We start from the raw sequence: 19348 nt of genomic DNA on the forward strand, positions 1-19348 counted from the left end.
TTAATGAAAATTAATACAAAAGTCAATTAGGGTAAAATAATGTAAGTAAAGAATAAACCATCTCTTACTTTCAGAACACCCCGCCTGATTTGTATCGAAAATTAAAAAGGTCGGTCTCCGGACTTATTGTGTTTTACACAAATTACCGTTGCGGGGGCAGTATTGGATTTTCACCTATTTCCCATGAATTTACTAAAAAGTTATTCACCTATTTAATTATATTAATTGGATTTTATCTATTTTGGGCTTATTTGTAGATTTTAGAGCTTAGATTAAATAAATATTTAGTCTTTATAAAGATTTTAATATTTATTAAGATAAAAATGAGGTTTTCATAAGTACAAAGCCTAAAATAGGCTTTGCATTATTTATAAGTATTTATGCGAATGCAGGTTCTAAGAAAGGTATAATTTGTTTTTTTCTTGAAAGACATCCGTCTAACCAAACTTTTCCATCTACTAATTTAATATCAAAAGCTTTTTCAAAAACTGTTGCATCTTGAGAAGATACTAAAATTTCTGAACCTTCTTTCATAATATCTGTTAAAATTAAGCATGCAGTATGAAGATTTTTTTCTACTCTTAATTTTTCTAAATCTGCTTGTAATTCATCTTTGATACTATCAAAAATACTTAAATCAATTACTTCTAATTGTCCAATTCCAACTGCATTTCCGTGCATATCAAATGGTTTATAATCTCTTAAAATTAAATCTCTAACAGGTACACCAACTACTGCTGATTTAACTTTGAACATTTCCATTCCTAATGCTCCAAAATCTTCAACACCACAAATTTGTGATAATTCTCTAACTGCTTTAATATCAATTTCAGTACAAGTTGGTGATTTGAAAATAACTGTATCAGATAAAATTGCACACATCATAATTCCTGCAATATTAGCTGGAATTTCAACACCGTGATGATCATACATCTCTTTTACAATTGTATTTGTACAACCAACTGGTCTAATCCAACATTCTAATGGTGTTGAAGTTGTAAGGTCACCTAATTTATGATGATCAACAATTCCAACAATAGTTGCTTTATCAACATCAGCAGGAGCTAAATCTTTATCTGAATAATCAGTTATGAATAATTCTTCACCTGCAAATTCAGTTTTTAATAATGGTGCTTCAAATCCAAATCTATCTAAAATAAATTGTGTTTCTGGAGAAACAGGACCTTGTCTCGCAGGAATTGCTTCACGTCCTATTTTATTTAATAAATATCCTAATGAAATCGCTGAACAGATAGAATCTGAATCAGGAGTTGTATGTCCACATGTATAAATTGCCATTTTATATTTCCTATTTATATTTTTTCGCCATTTTATCTAAACTTTTGTTAGGAGTATTTTAAAGAAGAATATTAATCTTTAATTACAAACTTACCTTCTTTTCTATTTTTCACTAATTTTGAAGCATCAACAACAACACCGTGCATTGCAAGATATATTCCGTTTTTAATATCTGCACTTAAAAATCCTAAAGCTTGTGAAAAATTCATTGTAGCTTCTGCTTCATCAATACTCATAGGAACCATTGCACCTGTAAATACTATCTTTTTATTTGTAACTTCTTTTCTTAAAAATGCTGATGTTAAATCAACAGTATCTGTTCCATGAATTATAATAATTTTATCATTCGATGTTTGATTTACTACATCTGTAATAATTTGTCTATCATTATCATCCATATCCAAGCTATCTTTTGAAACTATATTTTTTATTTCAAAATCTACATTATGACAAGATGCAATTATCTTGTCTAATGCGATATTATCGATAGGAACTTCTAGTTGTCCTTTTATTGGATTATATCTTTTGTTAAATGTTCCACCTGTATTGATAATTGTTACATTCATAGTGTTCCTTTGTAATTATGTACCATATTTTTTGGAAGAAGAAGCTGATCTAGTTCATCTTTTGGAATTAATTCTTGCTCTAAAACTATGTCATATACTCTTCTATTTGTTGCTAATGCTTCTTTTGCAATTGCTGAACATTTTTCATATCCTAAGATTGGATTTAATGAAGTTACAATAGTAACAGAGTTTAAAATATTTTCCATACAAACATCTTCATTTGCAGTGATTCCTTTTATACATTTTTCACCAAGTGTATAAAATGATCTTCTCATCATATTAATTGATGTAAATAGTTTATAAGCAACTAAAGGTTCAAATACATTTAATTGTAATTGCCCTCCTTCACAAGCCATAGAAATAGTAACATCAGCACCAATTACTTCAAAAGCTACTTGATTTACAACTTCTGGAATAACTGGGTTTACTTTTCCTGGCATTATTGAAGAACCTGGTTGCATTTTTGGTAAATTTATTTCATTAAATCCTGCACGTGGTCCAGAACTTAAAAGTCTTAAATCATTACAAATTTTTGATATTTTAATTGCAACTCTTTTTAAAATTCCTGAAATATGTACAAAAGCCCCTGTATCTTGTGTAGCTTCTATTAAATCTCCTGAACTTATATAATCAACTCCTGTTACAGCTCTTAGATTACTAATTACTTTTCTTTGATAAGTATCTTTTGTATTGATTCCCGTTCCAATTGCTGTTGCACCTAGGTTTACTTCTTTTAAAAGTGCTTGAGTATCTCTTAATCTAAAAATATCTTCATCAATCATAACTGCGTAAGTTTTAAACTCTTGACCCAAAGTCATAGGAACAGCATCTTGAAGTTGTGTTCTTCCCATTTTTAAAACATCTTTAAACTCAATTGCTTTATCATCAAAGGTATCTCTTAAACATCTAAGAGAATCTTTTAGTTTATAGATTAATTCATGAAGAGTTAGTTTAATAGCAGTTGGATAAACATCATTTGTAGATTGGCTCATATTTATATGATTATTTGGATGGATAATATCGTATGAGCTTCTGCTTTCACCTAGAATTTCTAAAGCACGGTTTGCTATTACTTCATTTGCATTCATATTTGTAGAAGTTCCAGCTCCACCTTGAATAGGATCAATTATAAATTGGTCATGAAATTTTCCATCAATTATTTCATTACAAGCTTGAATAATTGCATCTCTTTGTTTATCTGTTAAATCACCTAGTTCATAGTTTGTTAAAGCACAAGCTTTTTTGACTTTTGCTAATGATTTAATAAAATTAGGAAAAAGACATATACTCGTATGAGTAATATCAAAGTTCTCTAATGCTCTTAATGTTTGAATTCCATAATACGCGTCTTTTTGTATTTTTTTTTCACCTAAAAAATCTTTTTCTATTCTGTATTCTTCTTCCATTATTTAGCCTTTATTTTTTGTACTAAAATCTTATTAAATCAAAGTATATAAAAAGTGTGCTTTAATCTTTTGATAATAGAGTATATCCTTCTTGTGGAACATTTTTTATGATATTTATTGGCAATTTATATCGTAAATCTTTTATAAATGATTTTAAAGCGTGAGAAGTCATCTCTTTATCAATCCAAAGTTCTTCTTCTATTTGAGAATAAGTTAGTATTCCACTTTTTCGCTCAAATAAAAGTTCTAAAAAATCTTTCTCTCTTTTTCTTAAAAATATTACCTCATCATTTTTATAAATAAGTTCTCTTTTTTCTAAATCTAATAGTAAATCTTCATATAAAACAATTGTTTTTATTGGCTTATCTAGATATTTTAGTAAAGCTTCATTTAGTTTTTTTAAGTTTAATGGTTTTAGAATAAAATGATTAATATTTAGATTTATCAATTCCATTAAATACTCTTCATTTGAATATGCTGTAATCATAATAATTGTAGTTTTATTATCATTTTCTCTAATTTTTTTAACAAATGAAATACCATCACAATTTTTCATTTGTATATCTGAAAGAATAATCTTAGGTTTATATTCCAAATACATTTCATAAGCTTCATTTCCATCTTTTGCTTCATAAACATTATCAAAATAGTATTTTAAAGTTTCAACTATAACTTCTCTTATTCCATCTTCATCTTCTACACAAAGAATAGGTATTTGTTTTAATTCTTCCATTTGGTTTTTTGTCATTATGTCATCCTAATATCACAATTTGAAATACTGCACCGTCTTTATCATTATAAACGCTTAATTCTCCGCCCATATTTCGCTCAATTATTAGTTTTGAGATATAAAGCCCAAGACCTGTGCCTTTTGTTGAGTCTTTTGTACTAAAGTATGGATCAAAGATTAAATCTAGGTTTTCTTCTTTTATTCCACCTGCATTATCTTTTACTTTGATGATGCTTAGCATTCCTTTTGAGGAAATTGATAGTTCTATTTTTGGGTTTTTAATACTTTTTTCTTCTAATATATCTTTTGCATTTGAAATTAGATTTAGTATTACTTGTGAAAATTCTCTTGGGTATCCATAAATATTTTTATCTTTTTTTACATTTATACTAAGTTCGACTAAACTATCAGCTAATGATGCGTTGATTAGGTTTACTGCTTTTTGGCAAGACTGTAAAATATTAAAATTTTCTTTCTTCTTATCAGGTTTATAAAAATTTCTAAAATCATCAATAGTATTTGACATAAATTCGATTGTTTTATCACTTTTTTCTATTGAATTTAATATATGTTCATCATTTACTTTTTTGAATCTTGTTGCAGTTTCTAACTCCATTAAAATACCTGAAAGCTCGGTTAATGGTTGTCGCCATTGGTGTGCAATCATTGAAATCATAACACCCATTCTAGCTAGTTTTGATTGTTCTAATATTGCTTTATCTTTTTTCTTTGCTTCTTTTATTCCTATTTCTACTTTAGAAGCTAGGGTTTTATTTAGTGTTTGTAGTTTTATTTCTTCATTTTTTACTTGTAGTTTGTATTTTTTAATTACATCGTTAATAATTGAAGTCATTAAATATGAGAAAAGTGCTATAAATATTATGATTGAACTAGTCAAGACTATCATAAAATCTTTATATTTATTTTGTCGTAAGATATGTTCTTTCTTTTTTTCTTCTATTATTTTATTAAGTGAGATATCATTTCTTTTTAAAACATAATTTATTTTATACTCTTTTAAATCAACTTCAAAATTTTCGTTAGATAATTTTAAATAATATGAAGTTGCAAAAAAAGTAACAAAAATTATACTTAAAAAAGGAATCATTATAGTAAAAAAAGGTATTCCTTCTTTATTAAACATATTTAGACCTATATTAAATTTGGGAAAGATATATTCTCCTATTTTACTTGAAAACTAGCTGATAATAAACTTTTATAGCTAGTTTTCATAATAATTTTATCTTAGGTATTAAACTTTGGCTTTTTTATCATTGATATTATTTACAATTTCTTTCCATGTATCTTTATCAATTTTGAATTCTGTATAATCTTTATATCTTAAAACAGGTTTTTTACCCTCTTTTAATTGTCTATCATAACCTTTGATTAATCGTAATACAGGTTTATATAAAATTGCAATTACAACTAAGTTAATAACAGCTAATAATCCCATTGTTAAATCAGCAAATGAGAAAATTGATGCTAAATCTTGAAATGATCCCCAAACAATTAAGGCAATACATAAGATTTTAAAAGCTGTAAAGAAAGTTTTATTTCCCTTACTTACAAAGTTAAGACTATTTTCTGCAAGATAATAGTTGTATAACATTGAAGAAAAACCAAATAAGAATAATGCAATTGTTACAAAATATCCACCATAAGGTCCAACTTGTGCAACTAATGCATTTTGAGTTAATAATACACCCTCAACACCTTGTACACCTGGAGTATAAACACCTGATAAAAGAATGATAAAAGCTGTACAAGAACATAAAATAATAGTATCAATAAATACTGAAAAAGATTGAACAATACCTTGTTGAACAGGATGAGCTACATAAGCAACAGCTGCAACGTTTGGTGCTGAACCTAATCCTGCTTCATTTGAGAACATACCTCTTTTTGCACCTTGTAAAATAACAGCACCAATACCACCACCAATAGCAGAGCTTGGATTAAATGCTTCTGTTACAATCATTGTAATTAAATCAGGAATTTTTTCTATATTTAAAGCAATAACAACAATTGCAATTAATAAATAACCAACAGCCATAACAGGTACAATAACTTCAGAGAACTTAGAAATTCGTTTAATTCCACCGAAAATAGCAAATCCAAATATTACTGTGATTACTAAACCTGTAATCCATACAGGAATATCAAATGATGATTCAAATGAAGTAGAAATAATAAAAGATTGAGTTGCATTAAATGCGAAACCAAAAGTAATCATTAAAAGAATAGAAATAACAATCCCTAACCATCTTTGTCCTAAAGCTTTAGTAACATAATAAGCAGGTCCTCCTCTATATACACCTGAGTCTAGACCATCTTTTTCTTTATATAATTGGGCTAAAGAACACTCAAAGAAACTTGTACTCATACCAATTAAACCAATAATCCACATCCAAAAAACAGCACCTGGACCACCAAGAGTAATAGCAACAGCAACACCTGCGATATTTCCACCACCAACTCTTCCAGCAACGCTTAACATCAATGCTTGGAAAGAACTAATATGACCCTCTTTTTCATGAGAAGTATCTCTTAAAATATTAAACATTTTAAAAAAATATCTAAATTGAACAAACCTTGAAGTTATTGTAAAAAATATTCCTAATGCAGGAAGTAAATATATTAAAATATTTCCCCAAATAAGATTATTTAGAAATGTATTTATTTCAGCTAACATTTTTCTCCTTTTATTTAGAAAAATTTTAGCATTCAAAAGAGTATTAAAAGTGTGTTTTATAAAAAAATATAATTTTTAATTCAATTTTTTTCTGGAAGTGGCAAAATAATCTTGAATAAAGCACCTGTATATTGTTTATTTTTATAAGTGAATTTATTATTTTGTACTTCAATTATTCCATTCATATGTCTTGAAATTATCTCTTGTGAAATATAAAGTCCAAGTCCAGTACCTTGTGATTTATGTTTAGTTGTAAAATAAGGTTCAAAGATTCTTTTTATTAAATCATCTTTAATCCCTCCTGCATTATCTTTTATTTTAATAATAACATTTCCATTTTCTCTATAAACATTTATAAATACATATTTATACGTGCTATCCTCACAAAAAGCATCAAGTGAATTATTTATAATATTTAATAAAACTTGAATTAATTCTCTTTCATATCCTTCAACTTTTAAAGTTTCAATATCTTTTATAAAAATAACATCATTAGTATTTAATTGGGCAGCTAAAAGTTTAAATGTTTTTTCAATTGGTTTATCAAGCATAAATATTGTTTTTTCCTTGTCAGGTTTAAAAAAATCTTTAAAATCATCAATTGTATTAGATAAATGTTCTGCAGTGGTACTAATAGTATCCATAGAATCAAAAAGAGTTTTATCTGTAAGGCAGTTCATTTCTTTTTGTATTTTTACCCCAGATGAAGCAGTAGTTATTATAGATAGTGGTTGTCTCCATTGATGCGCAATATTTCCAATCATTTCACCCATTGCTGCTAATTTTGACTTTTGAGAAAGCAACTCATATTGTTTCTCATTTTTTTTAATATGTTGATCTATACTTATTTTATATTCATTAAATCTTTTTTCAATGAGTTTAGAAATTAAAAAAGATATTAATAATAAAGATACCGTAACAATAAAAGAAATTAAATATAAGATTTTTAAATCATTATCATATTTTATACTTAATTTTTCTTTTTCATTATCAATTAAAACTTGAATATCATTCATATAAAAACCTGTAGAAATTATCCAATCCCATTTGGGTATTAATTTTGTATAAATTATCTTTTCTTTTGGTATTGATGTATTTATTTTAGGAAACTTTATATTTATATAACCTCCATTTTTTGAAATAGTTCTTATATCTTTTATATTTATATTTGCATTATATTTCTTAATAATTTCAAATACACTCTTTCCTATAAAATTACTGTTTTTATGTTTGATATATTTATTGTTCTCATCAACTATTATAAAATATTTATTTATATTTTTAAATTTTCTTATATTAAGTTCTTCTAAAATATTCTTTTTAACCGTTGCTGTAAAATCATCTACATACTCTCCTGTGCCAATATACCACCCAAGTTCATAAATATTTTTTCTTAAACCTATTTTTTTATATTCTTTAGGACTATTTTTATATTTTTGCCAATACCAAGTATCATACACTTCATCATTATTTTCTAATAATTTTAATGCTTTTTTAATAGAATACTCGCCCTTACTATTCTTATAATTTAAAAAATTTATCCCTTCAGAACTAGGAATTAAAGTATGAATAATATTAACACCTTGTTTATCTGAAATAAAGAAATAACCTCTACTATCATTAAATCGAAATCCTTTAAGTACTGTTCTTAGAATATTTGTTATTTCATCTTTTGTATATATATCTTTGTATTCATTATAGATACTTAATGTTATTGAATGAGCTTCATAGACTTTTTCTGAAAGAAATTTTTTTAAATTTTTTTCTGTAGTTGTTTGTTTTGTAACAATTTGGGAGTAAATATTTTCAACTTGTTCTTTAATAATTAATTTTTTATTATAGATAAATTTTTCTTCAATATCATTTTTAATTTTCTCAAAATCTGACTTATTTTGAGTATATAAAAATATTGTAGCAAATATTGAGATTATTAAAATAAATATAGGAAGAGCATACCTAATAATAAAAAGTAATTTATTCTCATTTCTTAAATCAATATTATAATTTATCATTTAATTAGAAAAACTCCTTTATTTTATAAAGTTTATCATAAAGAGATGAAATATATATGATTTTTAGAAATTACTTTACATTTTGGATAAAATTAATTATAATTGTCAAAAAAAGAAAAGGACTTATTATGGCTACTTTATCAAATTCAAATATACAAAAAAATATGATAGAAGAAATAAACTCTATATTTATAGATTTTTTCCAAATAGTAAAAACTTTTGTATATAAACATCATAAGATAATAGGATATTTTTAATATCCTATTATCTTTTTAATCAATAACAAAATTTCCAAAAATTTTAAAATCCAAAAAAATTACAAAGTATTCAAATGATCCATATATTTACAGCACTTATTCCTATTTTTTCTTTAATAATGATTGGTTATTTCTTTAAAAGAATAAAATTTCCATCTTATGAGTTTTGGCCAAATGCCGATAAACTAACATATTATATTTTAATGCCTTCATTATTAATATATAAGTTATCAACTGCATCATTGGATTCATTAAATAGTATTGATTATATATTAACTGCTTTGATTGCAATATTTATTGTTTTACTTATATTAGTTGTGTTTAATAATCTTTTTAACTCTGAAGAATCTTCTTTTACTTCAATTGTTCAAGGTGGAATAAGATTTAATACTTATGTTTTTTTAGCTCTTGCAGATGCTGTTTTAGGTGATAATGGTATTGTTTTAGCTGCTATTTTACTTACTTTTGTAATACCTTTTATAAATATTTTATGTATTAGTGTTTTTGCCTTGTATATTAGTGAAAATAAATTAACTTTTATTTATCTTCTTAAATCAATAGTTAAAAACCCTTTAATTATTGGATGTGTTATTGGAGGAAGTATTAATTTTATAGGATTTGAATTTCCTATAATTATTCAAAATACTATTCAAATACTAGGACAAGCAGCACTTCCTTTGGGACTTTTATCAATTGGTTTTGGATTAGTTTTAAGAGAGATTAAATCTTCTAAAAAAGATATAGTTATATCTTCATTTGCAAAGTTTTTATTAATGCCTATTGTTATGTATGCAGTTGCTAAATATTTTGATTTGGATTCTCAAACGATTATAGTTTTACTTATTTTTGCAGTTATGCCAACAGCTCCTAGTGCTTTTATTTTAGCTCGTCAATTAGGTGGAAATATTGGATTAATGTCTTCTATTATAACAGTGCAAACACTTATGTCTTCACTGTTTATAATAGTTGTTTTACACTATTTTATGTAAGTTTATTCGCTAAGTTTTTTAATTAAAGTAGTTTCATATCCTCTTACAGGATTTCGTGGAATTAAAAAAGATAAAACTATAGAAATAATTGCAATTAATCCACCAATTATAAATACAAGCGAGTTAGAATACATCCAAACTAAACCTAATAATACAGGTAAAAATACTGCTGCTATATGATTTATTGTAAATGAAACTGCACTAGCACTTGCAATATCTTTTGGATCTGCTATTTTTTGGAAATATGTTTTAAGAGCAATTGCCATTGCAAATAAAAGATGATCGACAATATAAAGAGCAAATGCAATATATAGATTTTGGACAAAAGCATAAGATATAAAAACAATAACTAAACCAATATATTCATATCTTAAGCTAACTCTTTCACCAAAAACTGAAATAAATTTACCGATTTTAGGAGCTAAATACATATTTAAAATTGAGTTTATAAAAAGCAAGATAATCATATTATGAATATCAACACCAAACTTTTCTACAAGTAAGAATCCTGCAAATACAACAAAGATTTGTCTTCTTGCACCTGCAAAAAAAGTTAAAACATAAAATAACCAATACTCTTTTTTCAATCTTATTTTTCTATCTTGAATAACTGCTTCTTTAAAATGAGTAAAAGCAAACCACGAAACAATGGCTAAAAATGCACTAATTCCACCAAAGATTAAATATACATATTTATATTCTACTGCTAAATAATTCATTAGAATATATATCAAAATAAATACACTAAGCCCTGTAAATGATTTAATAGCTGATATTTTTCCTAAAATTATAGGAGCTTTTTTCTTCTCTAACCATTGTAAACTCAAAGATTGATTTAATGTTTCTAAATAATGAAAACCCAAAGACATAATAATAGTTGTCATATATAAGCCAAAAGCCGTAGGGAAAAATCCTGTTAAAGCTGTACCAAGTCCTAGTAATAACATAGAAATATAAACCAATCGTTGTTGAGCAATAAGAGCTAAAACTAAAATAACTGTAAAAGCTAAAAATCCAGGTATTTCTCTTAGACTTTGTAATATTCCTATTTGACTTCCAGTAAATGAAGCTACTTCAATAGTAAAGTTATTTAGTAAACTCATCCAAGCTGAAAATGAAATCACCATTGAAATAGACATCACATAAAGTAGTGATTCTTTTGATGTAGTTATTCTAGTAAAAAAAGTTTTTTTCAAAGAAATACGCCAATAATTACTTTAATAGCAAGTGCTGAAAGTAACACTTTTAAAAGCATTAAAAACTTTTTACCATCTATTTTATCTCTTAGTTTTGTTCCAGTATAAGATCCAGCAACTGCTCCAATAATCATAGCAACAATAATTCCAATATAATCAAAAAATACAAAACCAAAATACATAAAAACAAATACTTTTAAAATATGAGTAATACTCATTAAAGCAGCACCAGTTGCAACTACTTTGTCTTTATCTTTATAATCTTTTAAAAGTAAAGTCATAGTAAGTGGACCCGTAGCTCCTACAACAATTGATAAACCTGTTTGTAAGAAACCAACTAAATAGTAGTTTTCATATTTTTTAATCTTATCATTGAATTTTGCAGACCATAATGATAATAAAATATAAAATCCAATAAATAAAGGCACATATTCCAAAGAAATCATAGATAAAATTGATGCAAAAAGTGCAATTCCAAAAATAGAACCTATTAAAAACTTTGGTATAGTTTCATATTGAACATCTTTATATCCAAAAACTGCACGTGAGAAGTTGCTTGACATTTGTGTTAGTCCATGCACAGGTATAAGTGCATTTAGAGGTAAAAAAGCTGGAAGAATTGCAATTAACATCATTCCTCCACCAATTCCAACAACTCCTGCAATTGTTGAAGTAAAAAAGGTAAGTAAACCTAAAAATAACTCGTTCATAAAAGTCCCTAATTTTAATATATTGTAAAATACCAAATAATGGCTTATTTATCAAAATAAATATATACTTCCGTTTAACAAAAAAGGAAGAATATGGATATTTACCACTGGATCGGCTTTGTAGGAATGGCATTTGTAGTTATTGCATATTTATTTTTACAAATAAATAAATATACAATTAAATCAATACAATATCAATTATTAAACTTAGTAGGTGCAATTTTGCTTTTAATTTCACTTTGTGTACATTTTAATTTTGGTTCATTTGTTATTGAAATATTTTGGATAATAATTACAATATATGGAATTAGTAAAAATATAAAAGAGAAGAAAATAAATACATAATTTTTATAAAGGATTATTATAATGCAAAGAAAAAAATCTTTTGGACTATGGAGTGCAGTATTTTTAGGTATTGGTTCTATGGTAGGAGCTGGTATTTTTGTTCTTCTTGGAGAAGCTGGTGCAATTGCTGGAAATCTTGTTTGGGTGTCATTTATAATAGGTGGAATAATCGCACTTTTAAGTGGCTATTCATTGGCTAAACTTTCTTCATCATATCCAAGTCGTGGTGGAATTGTTGAGTATTTAGTTCAGTGTTATGGTGAAGGTGTATTTTCAGGCTCAATTTCTGTACTTTTTTACCTCTCGGCTATGGTTGCTGTTGCAATGGTTGCAAAAACTTTTGGAACATACTTAGCTGTACTTATTGGTTTTGATTTAAGTCCTTGGGGGAATATTTTTGCTATTGGAATTTTATTGTTTTTTATGTTTATTAATCTTGCAGGAAGCTCAATAATTGCTAAAAGTGAGAATATAATTGTACTTATAAAACTTACAATTATCATAATATTTACTGTAATTGTTTTTTTCAATATCCAACCTCAATTACTTGTAGTTGATAAATCAATACCAATTTTAAATATTTTTTCTTCTATTGCCTTAACATTTTTTGCTTATGAAGGTTTTAGAGTTATTACTAATACTGCTGAAGATTTAGAAAACCCTCAAAAAAATATGCTAAAAGCAATGGTTATTTCTATATCTTTAGTTATGTTGCTTTATATCGTAGTAACATTTGCTGTTTTTGGAAACTTGTCACTTCCTGAGATAATAAAAGCACAAGATTATGCTTTAGCACAAGCTGCAAAACCATCTTTGGGAGAAATTGGCTTTACTATTATGGCAATAGCAGCACTTATTTCAACTGCATCATCTATAAATGCAAATCTTTATGCTGTTACAAACTTTACTTATCAAATGGCAATAAATGGAGAACTTCCAGAAGTTTATAGAAGAAATATTTGGCATAGTAGCGAAGGACTTGTAATAAGTATAGCAATATTGATAGTATTTATTCTATTTTTTAAATTAAGTGAAATTGCAGCAGTAGGTTCTATTTCTATTCTTTTTATTCATCTTTTAGTTCATATTGGGCATCTTTTAAAAATCAAAAGAACACATGCTTCTAAGATTCTTGTTTGTTTTGCTATAATTACTATTAGTATCGCAATAATTTTAGCTTTAAATTATACTTCTAAACATATTCCAAATGTTGGGTATTTTATTGCAGGAGGATTTGCTTTATCATTTATATTAGAGATTTCATTAAGATTATTAACAAAACGTATAATTAGCAAACAAAGTGGGAAATAATGCAAAAAATAAAATATGTGGGACCAAAACTAGACATTACACAAAATGGTGTTTTTTTTAAAGATGGAAAAGAAGATAAATATATCTATTTAAAAACTGCTGCTCAAATCTTATTATCAATTGATAAAACATATAAAGATAATGAGAATTTTCAAGTGATGATAACAAATCATGATAATTTAAGTGATGAAGATATTACTCAAATAATTAAAAAACATGAACTACATTTAGAAGAGCATATAAAATTAGAAGAACAAAGATATGAACTTCATATAGAAGATGAAATAGAAGAGATTAAAAATAATAAAATACTTAATGATGAAGAAAAAAAAGTCTGGATAAATAATATCAATATAATGAAAGATTATATGATTCAAAGAGAGATAAATAAGCTTTATTATATTCATCTTATAAAAACTATAAAAAAGATAATCAAAGAAAATAATATTAAAGAAATCGATATAGATTTTTCTTTAGAACATTGGCATGTTCTTTCAACTATATCTGGAAATCTAGGATATGGTATGAACTCTGTTTCAACATCAATAAAAACAGAAAAAAATGAAAATAATGAATTTTATATGAGAATGCTTATAAATAATTAACACATAACAATTAAAACAAAAGGATTAAAATGAAACAAATTTTACTAATTGCAACAGTTTTAGCTACATCACTTTTTGCAAATTATTCATATACTGGAGAGAATTCTGGGAAAATAGATATGCATGGAGGGAAAAGTAATAGTCTTTTAACAAATAAAAGTAAATTCTCAAATACTGGAATTAACTCTCTTGGTAGTATTGGAATAAAAAAGCCTTTAATACCGATGAAACCAAATGAACTTATAAAAGAACAGAAGAAAACAACAGAAAAAAAAACTGATATAAACACTACTAAATAAACCAAAAAACAGTAAAACTACCCTAAAAAAATACAAGAATCAAAAAAAGCCTTGACAAAAGTTTCGATTCTTGTTACTATTTCAACAGACCAACCAGTTGGTTTTAAATATTCAAACAAATTTTAAGGAAATAAAATGTCAAGATTAATAGATGAAATAAGTAAATACCAAGAAGCTTTTAAAACAAAAGCACCACAAGAAATACAAGATATTATGTTAAATGCTACAAAAAAATTAGCGGATCAATCAATTAGTAAAAATGCTCTAAAAGTTGGAGATATTGCTCCTGATATGAAATTGCCAAATGCAGTAGGAAAAGAAGTCTCTTTATATGAAACATTAGAAGAAAATGACTTTGCAGTTGTAAGTTTTTATAGAGGTGTTTGGTGTTCATATTGTAACTTTGAGTTAAAAGCTTTACAAGAAAAAAATGATGAATTTATTAGCTTAGGTGCAAAACTATTAGCAGTTTCTCCACAATCACCAGATGCTAGTTTAACTACAAAAGAAAAAAATGAATTAGAATATGAAGTATTAAGTGATAATGAAAATATCATTGCAAAAGAGTATGGATTAGTATTTTCATTAGATGAAGAATTAAGACCTATTTACTTAAGTTTTGGTATTGATATTCCTTCTAGTAATGGTGAAGATTCTTATGAAATCCCAATGCCTGCAACTTATGTAATAAATAAAAACAAAGAAGTTATATTTTCATTCGTTGATGAAGATTATACAAAAAGATGTGAACCACAAGATGTAGTTGATGCAATAAAAGCAGCAAAATAATTAAATAAAATACAGGAGTTTATAATGAATACTACTTTAGCTTTTGATGTATATGGAACATTAATAGATACAAATGGCGTACAAGTTTTACTTGAAAAGTTCATTCCAAATAAAGCAAACATTTTTTCTCAAACTTGGAGAGATAAACAACTTGAGTACTCTTTTAGAAGAGGACATATGCAAAATTATGTAGGCTTTGAAGTATGTACATCTCAAGCTTTAGAGTATACTTGTAAATTCCACGATGTAGATTTAAGTGATGAACAAAAAAAAGAACTAATGGCAATATATGCTGTTCTACCTAGTTTTTCTGATGTAAAAATTGCACTAAAAAGATTAAAAGAAAAAGGTTTTAGAATCTTTGCCTTTTCAAATGGTAAAAAAGAAGCAGTTGAAAAATTATTAGTTCATGCAGGAATAAGAGATTTATTTCTAGATGTAGTAAGCGTTGATGATATAAAAACATTTAAGCCCTCACCTGGAGCATATGCTTACTTTTTAAGACAAGCAGAAGCTAAAAGTCATGAAGCTTGGCTAATTTCAAGTAATCCTTTTGATGTAACTGGTTCGATATCAGCAGGAATGAATTCTGCTTGGATACAAAGATCTCCTAAAGCGATATTTGATCCATGGGAAATTCAACCTACCTTTACGACTAATTCTTTACTTGACTTAGCAGAAAAATTAAATGATTAAATAAATTTATATTAGCTATAATACAAAAAATTATAAGAGGGATACATGAGTACAGTAAGAGAAAAATTAATAGAAGCAACATTCCAAGAAGTATTTACATCAGGATATTCTGCTGCTTCATTAGCAAATATTTTAAATCGAGCTGAAGTTAAAAAAGGTGCCATGTATCACTATTTCCCATCAAAAAAAAATATGGTTTTAGCCATGATTAATGAAAAACTAGAACAAAGAACAAAAAACAAATGGGAACCAATAATCAATGAAGATGGAAATCTTATTGATATTTTAATCTCAATATTACAAGATACAAAAGGCTTCAATCTAAATGAGGGATGTCCTTTAGGAAATCTTCTTCAAGAACAATTGGGTGAAGATGAAGATTTTAAAAATATATTAACTTCTATTTTAAAAAAATGGAAAGATATTTTTGTCTCTATTTTAGAAAAATCAAAAGAGAAAAATCAAATCAATAAAGATATAAACACACTACAATGTGCAACTTTTTTAATTGCTTCAATAGAAGGAGCGATTCTACTTTCAAAAAAATCAAATGACAAGCAAGATTTTGAAGACTGTATGATACAACTTATAAATTATATAAATTCTCTAAGATAAGTAAATACTATTTTTTAATTCTTTTATCAAAAATAAGGCATACTTATATATATGTTCTTAAGAAAGGTTTTTTATGATAACTGAGAAAAATATAAAAAAGATTATTGTAATTGCACCTCTTATTGGTATTCTTTTAACATCTATTATTCTTACAAATCTTTTTATTTCTGAAATTAAATCTCAATATGAAAAAGAAATTCAACAATTAATGATTGATGAAGAATTAAAAGTTATGAAAATCGTTAAAAATCGAATAGAAAATATTATAAATTTTTTAGAAAAAGATTATAATCAAAAAATACAAGCTGAAAAAGAAGAAATTAAAAATACTGTTGATATAGCTTATAATATAATTGAAAATACATATCGTGAAAATAAAAATGATGATAAAAATAACATAATATTAAAAATAAACAAACAATTAAGAAATCAAAGATTTTATAATAATGCTTCTGGATATTATTTTATCTATTCAAATAACGGCACTTCTATTTTACATCCCCATTTACCATACCTTGAAGGTACGAATTTTAGTACCTTTAAAGATGAGAGTACAAAAATTGCAATAAAAAAACTACTTATATTTTTAGAAAAGAACAGCGCTGGATTCACATCTTGGAAATGGTATAAACCAAATATAAATAAAGAGAAGAAAACAGAAGTAAAAGAAAAAATCGGTTATTTAAAAAAATTTGTTCCTTTAAATCTCTTTATAGGTAGTGCAAAATATAAAGAAGATATCGAATTAAGTGTAAAAAATAATTTACAAGAATTATTAAATATAATTAGATACGATAAAAATAATTATATTTTTGCTTATGATGAATTAGGAAATACTATTTCCCATATTAAAAAAGATTTGATTGGCAAAAACAGATGGGATATTTCCTCTAGTGGTAGATTATTAATACAAGAGATTATTAAAAAAGCTTTTACAACTAAAGGAAGTTACATAAAATACTCAGCAACAATTAATCCAAATACAAAAGAGTCTTCTAATAAAATTTCTTATGTTAAATTATTTGAAAGAACTAATTGGGTTATTGGTACAGGTATGTATAATAGTATTATATTTGAAAATATCAAAAATAAACAAAAACTAATGAAGAAGAATTTAGATAATACTATATACAAAGTAGTTATCTATTCATTTTTTATTACAAGTTTTAGTCTCTTGGTTATGATTTTTATTTCAAGAAGAGTTGGAAATATAATTAAGAAGTATAAAAATCATTTAACTGAAATAAATAATACATTAGAATTGAAAGTAAAAGATAGAACAAAAGAACTTGAAGATTCAAAAAATAAGTTAAAAGAAATGACTTTAAGAGATCCTCTAACTAACCTTTATAATAGACGTTATTTTGAAAGTGTTATAGATGAATTAATGTCTTTAACTATTAGAGCAAAAGAGTCTCTTTGTCTAATTATGTTAGATATAGATAAATTTAAAAATATTAATGATAATTATGGTCATGATATAGGAGATGAAGTTTTAAAGAAACTTGCAGATAATTTATTGTGCCTTTTAAGACAGAGTGATGTTATTACAAGAATAGGAGGAGAAGAATTTGCAATTGTTTTCCCAAATACATCAATAAATGGTGCATATAAGACTTCAGAAAAAATTAGAAAAGCAGTTGAAAATCTTCAAATTAAAATAAAAGAAAATATTTTGATTAATTTTACAGTTAGTATTGGAATTGCAGTATTTGATGAAAATATTGATAAAGATGTTCATAGTATATTAAAAAGAGCAGATATTGCACTATATAAAGCAAAGGATACTGGTCGAAATAAAGTAGTTATTTTTAATGAAAATGAAACTATTTAAGAAAATGCAATTGGTATATAAAAATCAGCTACAAACTCTCCACTATCATCAAAAAAATCATTCTTTTCAAATCTAATATATGATGGTATAGTTGTAGCTTCATATCCACTATTTGGTAACCAAAAGTGATATACCCATTGTATTAGTTTTAAAATATCTTCATATTTTCCATTAAATGGGAACTTTGCACATAAACCAGCATATAGATTAAAATATGGCAAATTTGTATTTGGTAACACATCCTCAACTTTTACAACAATAGCCGATACATAATGACAATCTTGTGGCTTTGTAATAATTGGATTATCATGGTAAATTCCGAGTTGAAAGTAGTTTTGAATATCATTTGTATAAACCCAAGCTTTTAATTTTTGCCAATTTTTTCGTGAATCATTTCCATGACCTTTTTCTCTAATATAATATGCAATTCTTTTTTCAATTTTGACAATTTGAGGTTCAATATTAATATAATATTTATCAATTAATGAAACACTTGAATAGATATTTAAAATATTGTTTGAGTATTCTTTATAACCACCCTGTCTCCATTGTTTAGGTGTTTGTTCGAAACGCTGCTTAAAAGCCCGTAAAAATGAAGTTTGAGAGCTATATCCACATAAAGAGGCAATTTTGCTAATTGTTGAAGATTGATTTGTTATTAATAAATTTGATGCTTTTTGTAATCTGATTGATTTAATACATTCATATATATTCTCACCCATTTGTTCTTTGAATATACGTTGAAAATGAAACTTACTGATGTTAAATTCTTCTGCCATTTGTGTGATATTTATATCTGTATCAATATATGTATTTATATAATTCATCATTTCATTTGCAATTTTACTATGATTTAAAGATGTGTCTTTTCTTTTCATTCTTATGCTTTATTAGTAGTTTTAGTTATTATAGCACTAATTGTGTTTTTAAATAGCACAAAATGATATTAAATTAAGCATTTTTTGTAAGGTAAAAACTTTCTCTACTTGATATT

The 19348-nt window shown here is 25.9% G+C and carries 20 protein-coding genes and 1 riboswitch; of the genes, 10 read left to right on the forward strand and 10 right to left on the reverse strand.

Features of this window, described 5'->3' with window-relative positions:
- Positions 1 to 91 precede the first annotated feature (91 nt).
- Positions 92 to 227: riboswitch (cobalamin riboswitch) on the reverse strand.
- Between the two features lie 151 nt (positions 228 to 378).
- From D9T19_RS04480 to D9T19_RS04510, 7 genes are all read right to left on the reverse strand, one after another.
- On the reverse strand, positions 379 to 1299 hold the full coding sequence (locus tag D9T19_RS04480) for a manganese-dependent inorganic pyrophosphatase (protein WP_121627007.1): 921 nt from the start codon (positions 1297 to 1299) through the stop codon (positions 379 to 381).
- A gap of 71 nt (positions 1300 to 1370) precedes the next feature.
- The gene (locus tag D9T19_RS04485) at positions 1371 to 1865 is read right to left on the reverse strand and encodes an asparaginase domain-containing protein (protein WP_121627008.1); all 495 of its coding nucleotides are present in this window, start codon (positions 1863 to 1865) and stop codon (positions 1371 to 1373) included.
- The gene (aspA, locus tag D9T19_RS04490) at positions 1862 to 3271 is read right to left on the reverse strand and encodes an aspartate ammonia-lyase (protein WP_121627009.1); all 1410 of its coding nucleotides are present in this window, start codon (positions 3269 to 3271) and stop codon (positions 1862 to 1864) included. Before aspA ends, D9T19_RS04485 begins: the two co-directional genes overlap by 4 nt.
- Positions 3272 to 3332: 61 nt before the next feature.
- Complete coding sequence (locus D9T19_RS04495) at positions 3333 to 4019, reverse strand: response regulator transcription factor (RefSeq protein WP_121627010.1); 687 nt, start codon at positions 4017 to 4019, stop codon at positions 3333 to 3335.
- Positions 4020 to 4023: 4 nt separating this feature from the next.
- The gene (locus D9T19_RS04500; RefSeq protein WP_121627011.1) at positions 4024 to 5145 is read right to left on the reverse strand and encodes a sensor histidine kinase; all 1122 of its coding nucleotides are present in this window, start codon (positions 5143 to 5145) and stop codon (positions 4024 to 4026) included.
- A 108-nt stretch (positions 5146 to 5253) separates the two neighbouring features.
- A complete protein-coding gene (locus D9T19_RS04505) occupies positions 5254 to 6696 on the reverse strand; it encodes an alanine/glycine:cation symporter family protein (protein WP_121627012.1) in 1443 nt (480 codons plus the stop codon).
- Between the two features lie 80 nt (positions 6697 to 6776).
- Positions 6777 to 8708 (reverse strand): sensor histidine kinase, encoded by a 1932-nt coding sequence (locus D9T19_RS04510; RefSeq protein WP_121627013.1) that lies wholly within the window; start codon positions 8706 to 8708, stop codon positions 6777 to 6779.
- A gap of 128 nt (positions 8709 to 8836) precedes the next feature.
- Here D9T19_RS04510 and D9T19_RS14720 point away from each other — a divergent pair, with 128 nt between their 5' ends.
- Positions 8837 to 8965, forward strand: a complete 129-nt coding sequence (locus D9T19_RS14720) for a hypothetical protein (RefSeq protein WP_265936260.1) — start codon at positions 8837 to 8839, stop codon at positions 8963 to 8965.
- Between the two features lie 74 nt (positions 8966 to 9039).
- Entirely contained in the window at positions 9040 to 9954 is a 915-nt protein-coding gene (locus D9T19_RS04520) for an AEC family transporter (protein ID WP_121627015.1), read from the forward strand.
- Between the two features lie 2 nt (positions 9955 to 9956).
- On the opposite strand, the gene D9T19_RS04525 is transcribed toward D9T19_RS04520, so the two are convergent.
- Positions 9957 to 11150 (reverse strand): MFS transporter, encoded by a 1194-nt coding sequence (locus D9T19_RS04525; protein WP_205588682.1) that lies wholly within the window; start codon positions 11148 to 11150, stop codon positions 9957 to 9959.
- Positions 11147 to 11860, reverse strand: coding sequence for a sulfite exporter TauE/SafE family protein (locus D9T19_RS04530; protein WP_121627016.1), 714 nt, complete (start codon positions 11858 to 11860; stop codon positions 11147 to 11149). The genes D9T19_RS04525 and D9T19_RS04530 overlap by 4 nt, the downstream gene beginning before the upstream one ends.
- Positions 11861 to 11953: 93 nt before the next feature.
- Between D9T19_RS04530 and D9T19_RS04535 the strand changes: the two genes are divergently transcribed.
- The 8 genes from D9T19_RS04535 to D9T19_RS04570 all read left to right on the forward strand — a co-directional run bounded on the left by D9T19_RS04535 (position 11954) and on the right by D9T19_RS04570 (position 18354).
- Positions 11954 to 12205 (forward strand): CBU_0592 family membrane protein, encoded by a 252-nt coding sequence (locus tag D9T19_RS04535; RefSeq protein WP_121627017.1) that lies wholly within the window; start codon positions 11954 to 11956, stop codon positions 12203 to 12205.
- A gap of 21 nt (positions 12206 to 12226) precedes the next feature.
- Entirely contained in the window at positions 12227 to 13516 is a 1290-nt protein-coding gene (locus tag D9T19_RS04540; protein ID WP_121627018.1) for an APC family permease, read from the forward strand.
- Complete coding sequence (locus tag D9T19_RS04545) at positions 13516 to 14121, forward strand: hypothetical protein (protein WP_121627019.1); 606 nt, start codon at positions 13516 to 13518, stop codon at positions 14119 to 14121. The genes D9T19_RS04540 and D9T19_RS04545 overlap by 1 nt, the downstream gene beginning before the upstream one ends.
- A 29-nt stretch (positions 14122 to 14150) precedes the next feature.
- The gene (locus tag D9T19_RS04550; protein ID WP_121627020.1) at positions 14151 to 14420 is read left to right on the forward strand and encodes a hypothetical protein; all 270 of its coding nucleotides are present in this window, start codon (positions 14151 to 14153) and stop codon (positions 14418 to 14420) included.
- A gap of 135 nt (positions 14421 to 14555) precedes the next feature.
- Positions 14556 to 15209 (forward strand): peroxiredoxin-like family protein, encoded by a 654-nt coding sequence (locus D9T19_RS04555; protein ID WP_121627021.1) that lies wholly within the window; start codon positions 14556 to 14558, stop codon positions 15207 to 15209.
- Between the two features lie 24 nt (positions 15210 to 15233).
- Positions 15234 to 15905, forward strand: a complete 672-nt coding sequence (locus tag D9T19_RS04560) for a haloacid dehalogenase type II (protein ID WP_121627022.1) — start codon at positions 15234 to 15236, stop codon at positions 15903 to 15905.
- Between the two features lie 45 nt (positions 15906 to 15950).
- On the forward strand, positions 15951 to 16520 hold the full coding sequence (locus D9T19_RS04565; protein ID WP_121627023.1) for a TetR/AcrR family transcriptional regulator: 570 nt from the start codon (positions 15951 to 15953) through the stop codon (positions 16518 to 16520).
- A gap of 73 nt (positions 16521 to 16593) precedes the next feature.
- Complete coding sequence (locus tag D9T19_RS04570; protein WP_121627024.1) at positions 16594 to 18354, forward strand: sensor domain-containing diguanylate cyclase; 1761 nt, start codon at positions 16594 to 16596, stop codon at positions 18352 to 18354.
- Here the strand turns inward: D9T19_RS04570 and D9T19_RS04575 are convergent.
- Entirely contained in the window at positions 18351 to 19232 is an 882-nt protein-coding gene (locus D9T19_RS04575) for a helix-turn-helix domain-containing protein (protein ID WP_121627025.1), read from the reverse strand. The genes D9T19_RS04570 and D9T19_RS04575 overlap by 4 nt on opposite strands.
- Positions 19233 to 19348 lie beyond the last annotated feature (116 nt).

Origin of the sequence: Poseidonibacter antarcticus, from assembly GCF_003667345.1 — a bacterium.
Classification (GTDB): domain Bacteria; phylum Campylobacterota; class Campylobacteria; order Campylobacterales; family Arcobacteraceae; genus Poseidonibacter; species Poseidonibacter antarcticus.

Excerpts from the sequence above, each read along its gene's own strand:
- D9T19_RS04480 (WP_121627007.1), bottom strand. The coding sequence starts at position 1,299 with ATGGCAATTTATACATGTGGACATACAACTCCTGATTCAGATTCTATC.
- D9T19_RS04485 (WP_121627008.1), bottom strand. The coding sequence starts at position 1,865 with ATGAATGTAACAATTATCAATACAGGTGGAACATTTAACAAAAGATAT.
- aspA (WP_121627009.1), bottom strand. The coding sequence starts at position 3,271 with ATGGAAGAAGAATACAGAATAGAAAAAGATTTTTTAGGTGAAAAAAAA.
- D9T19_RS04495 (WP_121627010.1), bottom strand. The coding sequence starts at position 4,019 with ATGACAAAAAACCAAATGGAAGAATTAAAACAAATACCTATTCTTTGT.
- D9T19_RS04500 (WP_121627011.1), bottom strand. The coding sequence starts at position 5,145 with ATGTTTAATAAAGAAGGAATACCTTTTTTTACTATAATGATTCCTTTT.
- D9T19_RS04505 (WP_121627012.1), bottom strand. The coding sequence starts at position 6,696 with ATGTTAGCTGAAATAAATACATTTCTAAATAATCTTATTTGGGGAAAT.
- D9T19_RS04510 (WP_121627013.1), bottom strand. The coding sequence starts at position 8,708 with ATGATAAATTATAATATTGATTTAAGAAATGAGAATAAATTACTTTTT.
- D9T19_RS14720 (WP_265936260.1), top strand. The coding sequence starts at position 8,837 with ATGGCTACTTTATCAAATTCAAATATACAAAAAAATATGATAGAAGAA.
- D9T19_RS04520 (WP_121627015.1), top strand. The coding sequence starts at position 9,040 with ATGATCCATATATTTACAGCACTTATTCCTATTTTTTCTTTAATAATG.
- D9T19_RS04530 (WP_121627016.1), bottom strand. The coding sequence starts at position 11,860 with ATGAACGAGTTATTTTTAGGTTTACTTACCTTTTTTACTTCAACAATT.
- D9T19_RS04535 (WP_121627017.1), top strand. The coding sequence starts at position 11,954 with ATGGATATTTACCACTGGATCGGCTTTGTAGGAATGGCATTTGTAGTT.
- D9T19_RS04540 (WP_121627018.1), top strand. The coding sequence starts at position 12,227 with ATGCAAAGAAAAAAATCTTTTGGACTATGGAGTGCAGTATTTTTAGGT.
- D9T19_RS04545 (WP_121627019.1), top strand. The coding sequence starts at position 13,516 with ATGCAAAAAATAAAATATGTGGGACCAAAACTAGACATTACACAAAAT.
- D9T19_RS04550 (WP_121627020.1), top strand. The coding sequence starts at position 14,151 with ATGAAACAAATTTTACTAATTGCAACAGTTTTAGCTACATCACTTTTT.
- D9T19_RS04555 (WP_121627021.1), top strand. The coding sequence starts at position 14,556 with ATGTCAAGATTAATAGATGAAATAAGTAAATACCAAGAAGCTTTTAAA.
- D9T19_RS04560 (WP_121627022.1), top strand. The coding sequence starts at position 15,234 with ATGAATACTACTTTAGCTTTTGATGTATATGGAACATTAATAGATACA.
- D9T19_RS04565 (WP_121627023.1), top strand. The coding sequence starts at position 15,951 with ATGAGTACAGTAAGAGAAAAATTAATAGAAGCAACATTCCAAGAAGTA.
- D9T19_RS04570 (WP_121627024.1), top strand. The coding sequence starts at position 16,594 with ATGATAACTGAGAAAAATATAAAAAAGATTATTGTAATTGCACCTCTT.
- D9T19_RS04575 (WP_121627025.1), bottom strand. The coding sequence starts at position 19,232 with ATGAAAAGAAAAGACACATCTTTAAATCATAGTAAAATTGCAAATGAA.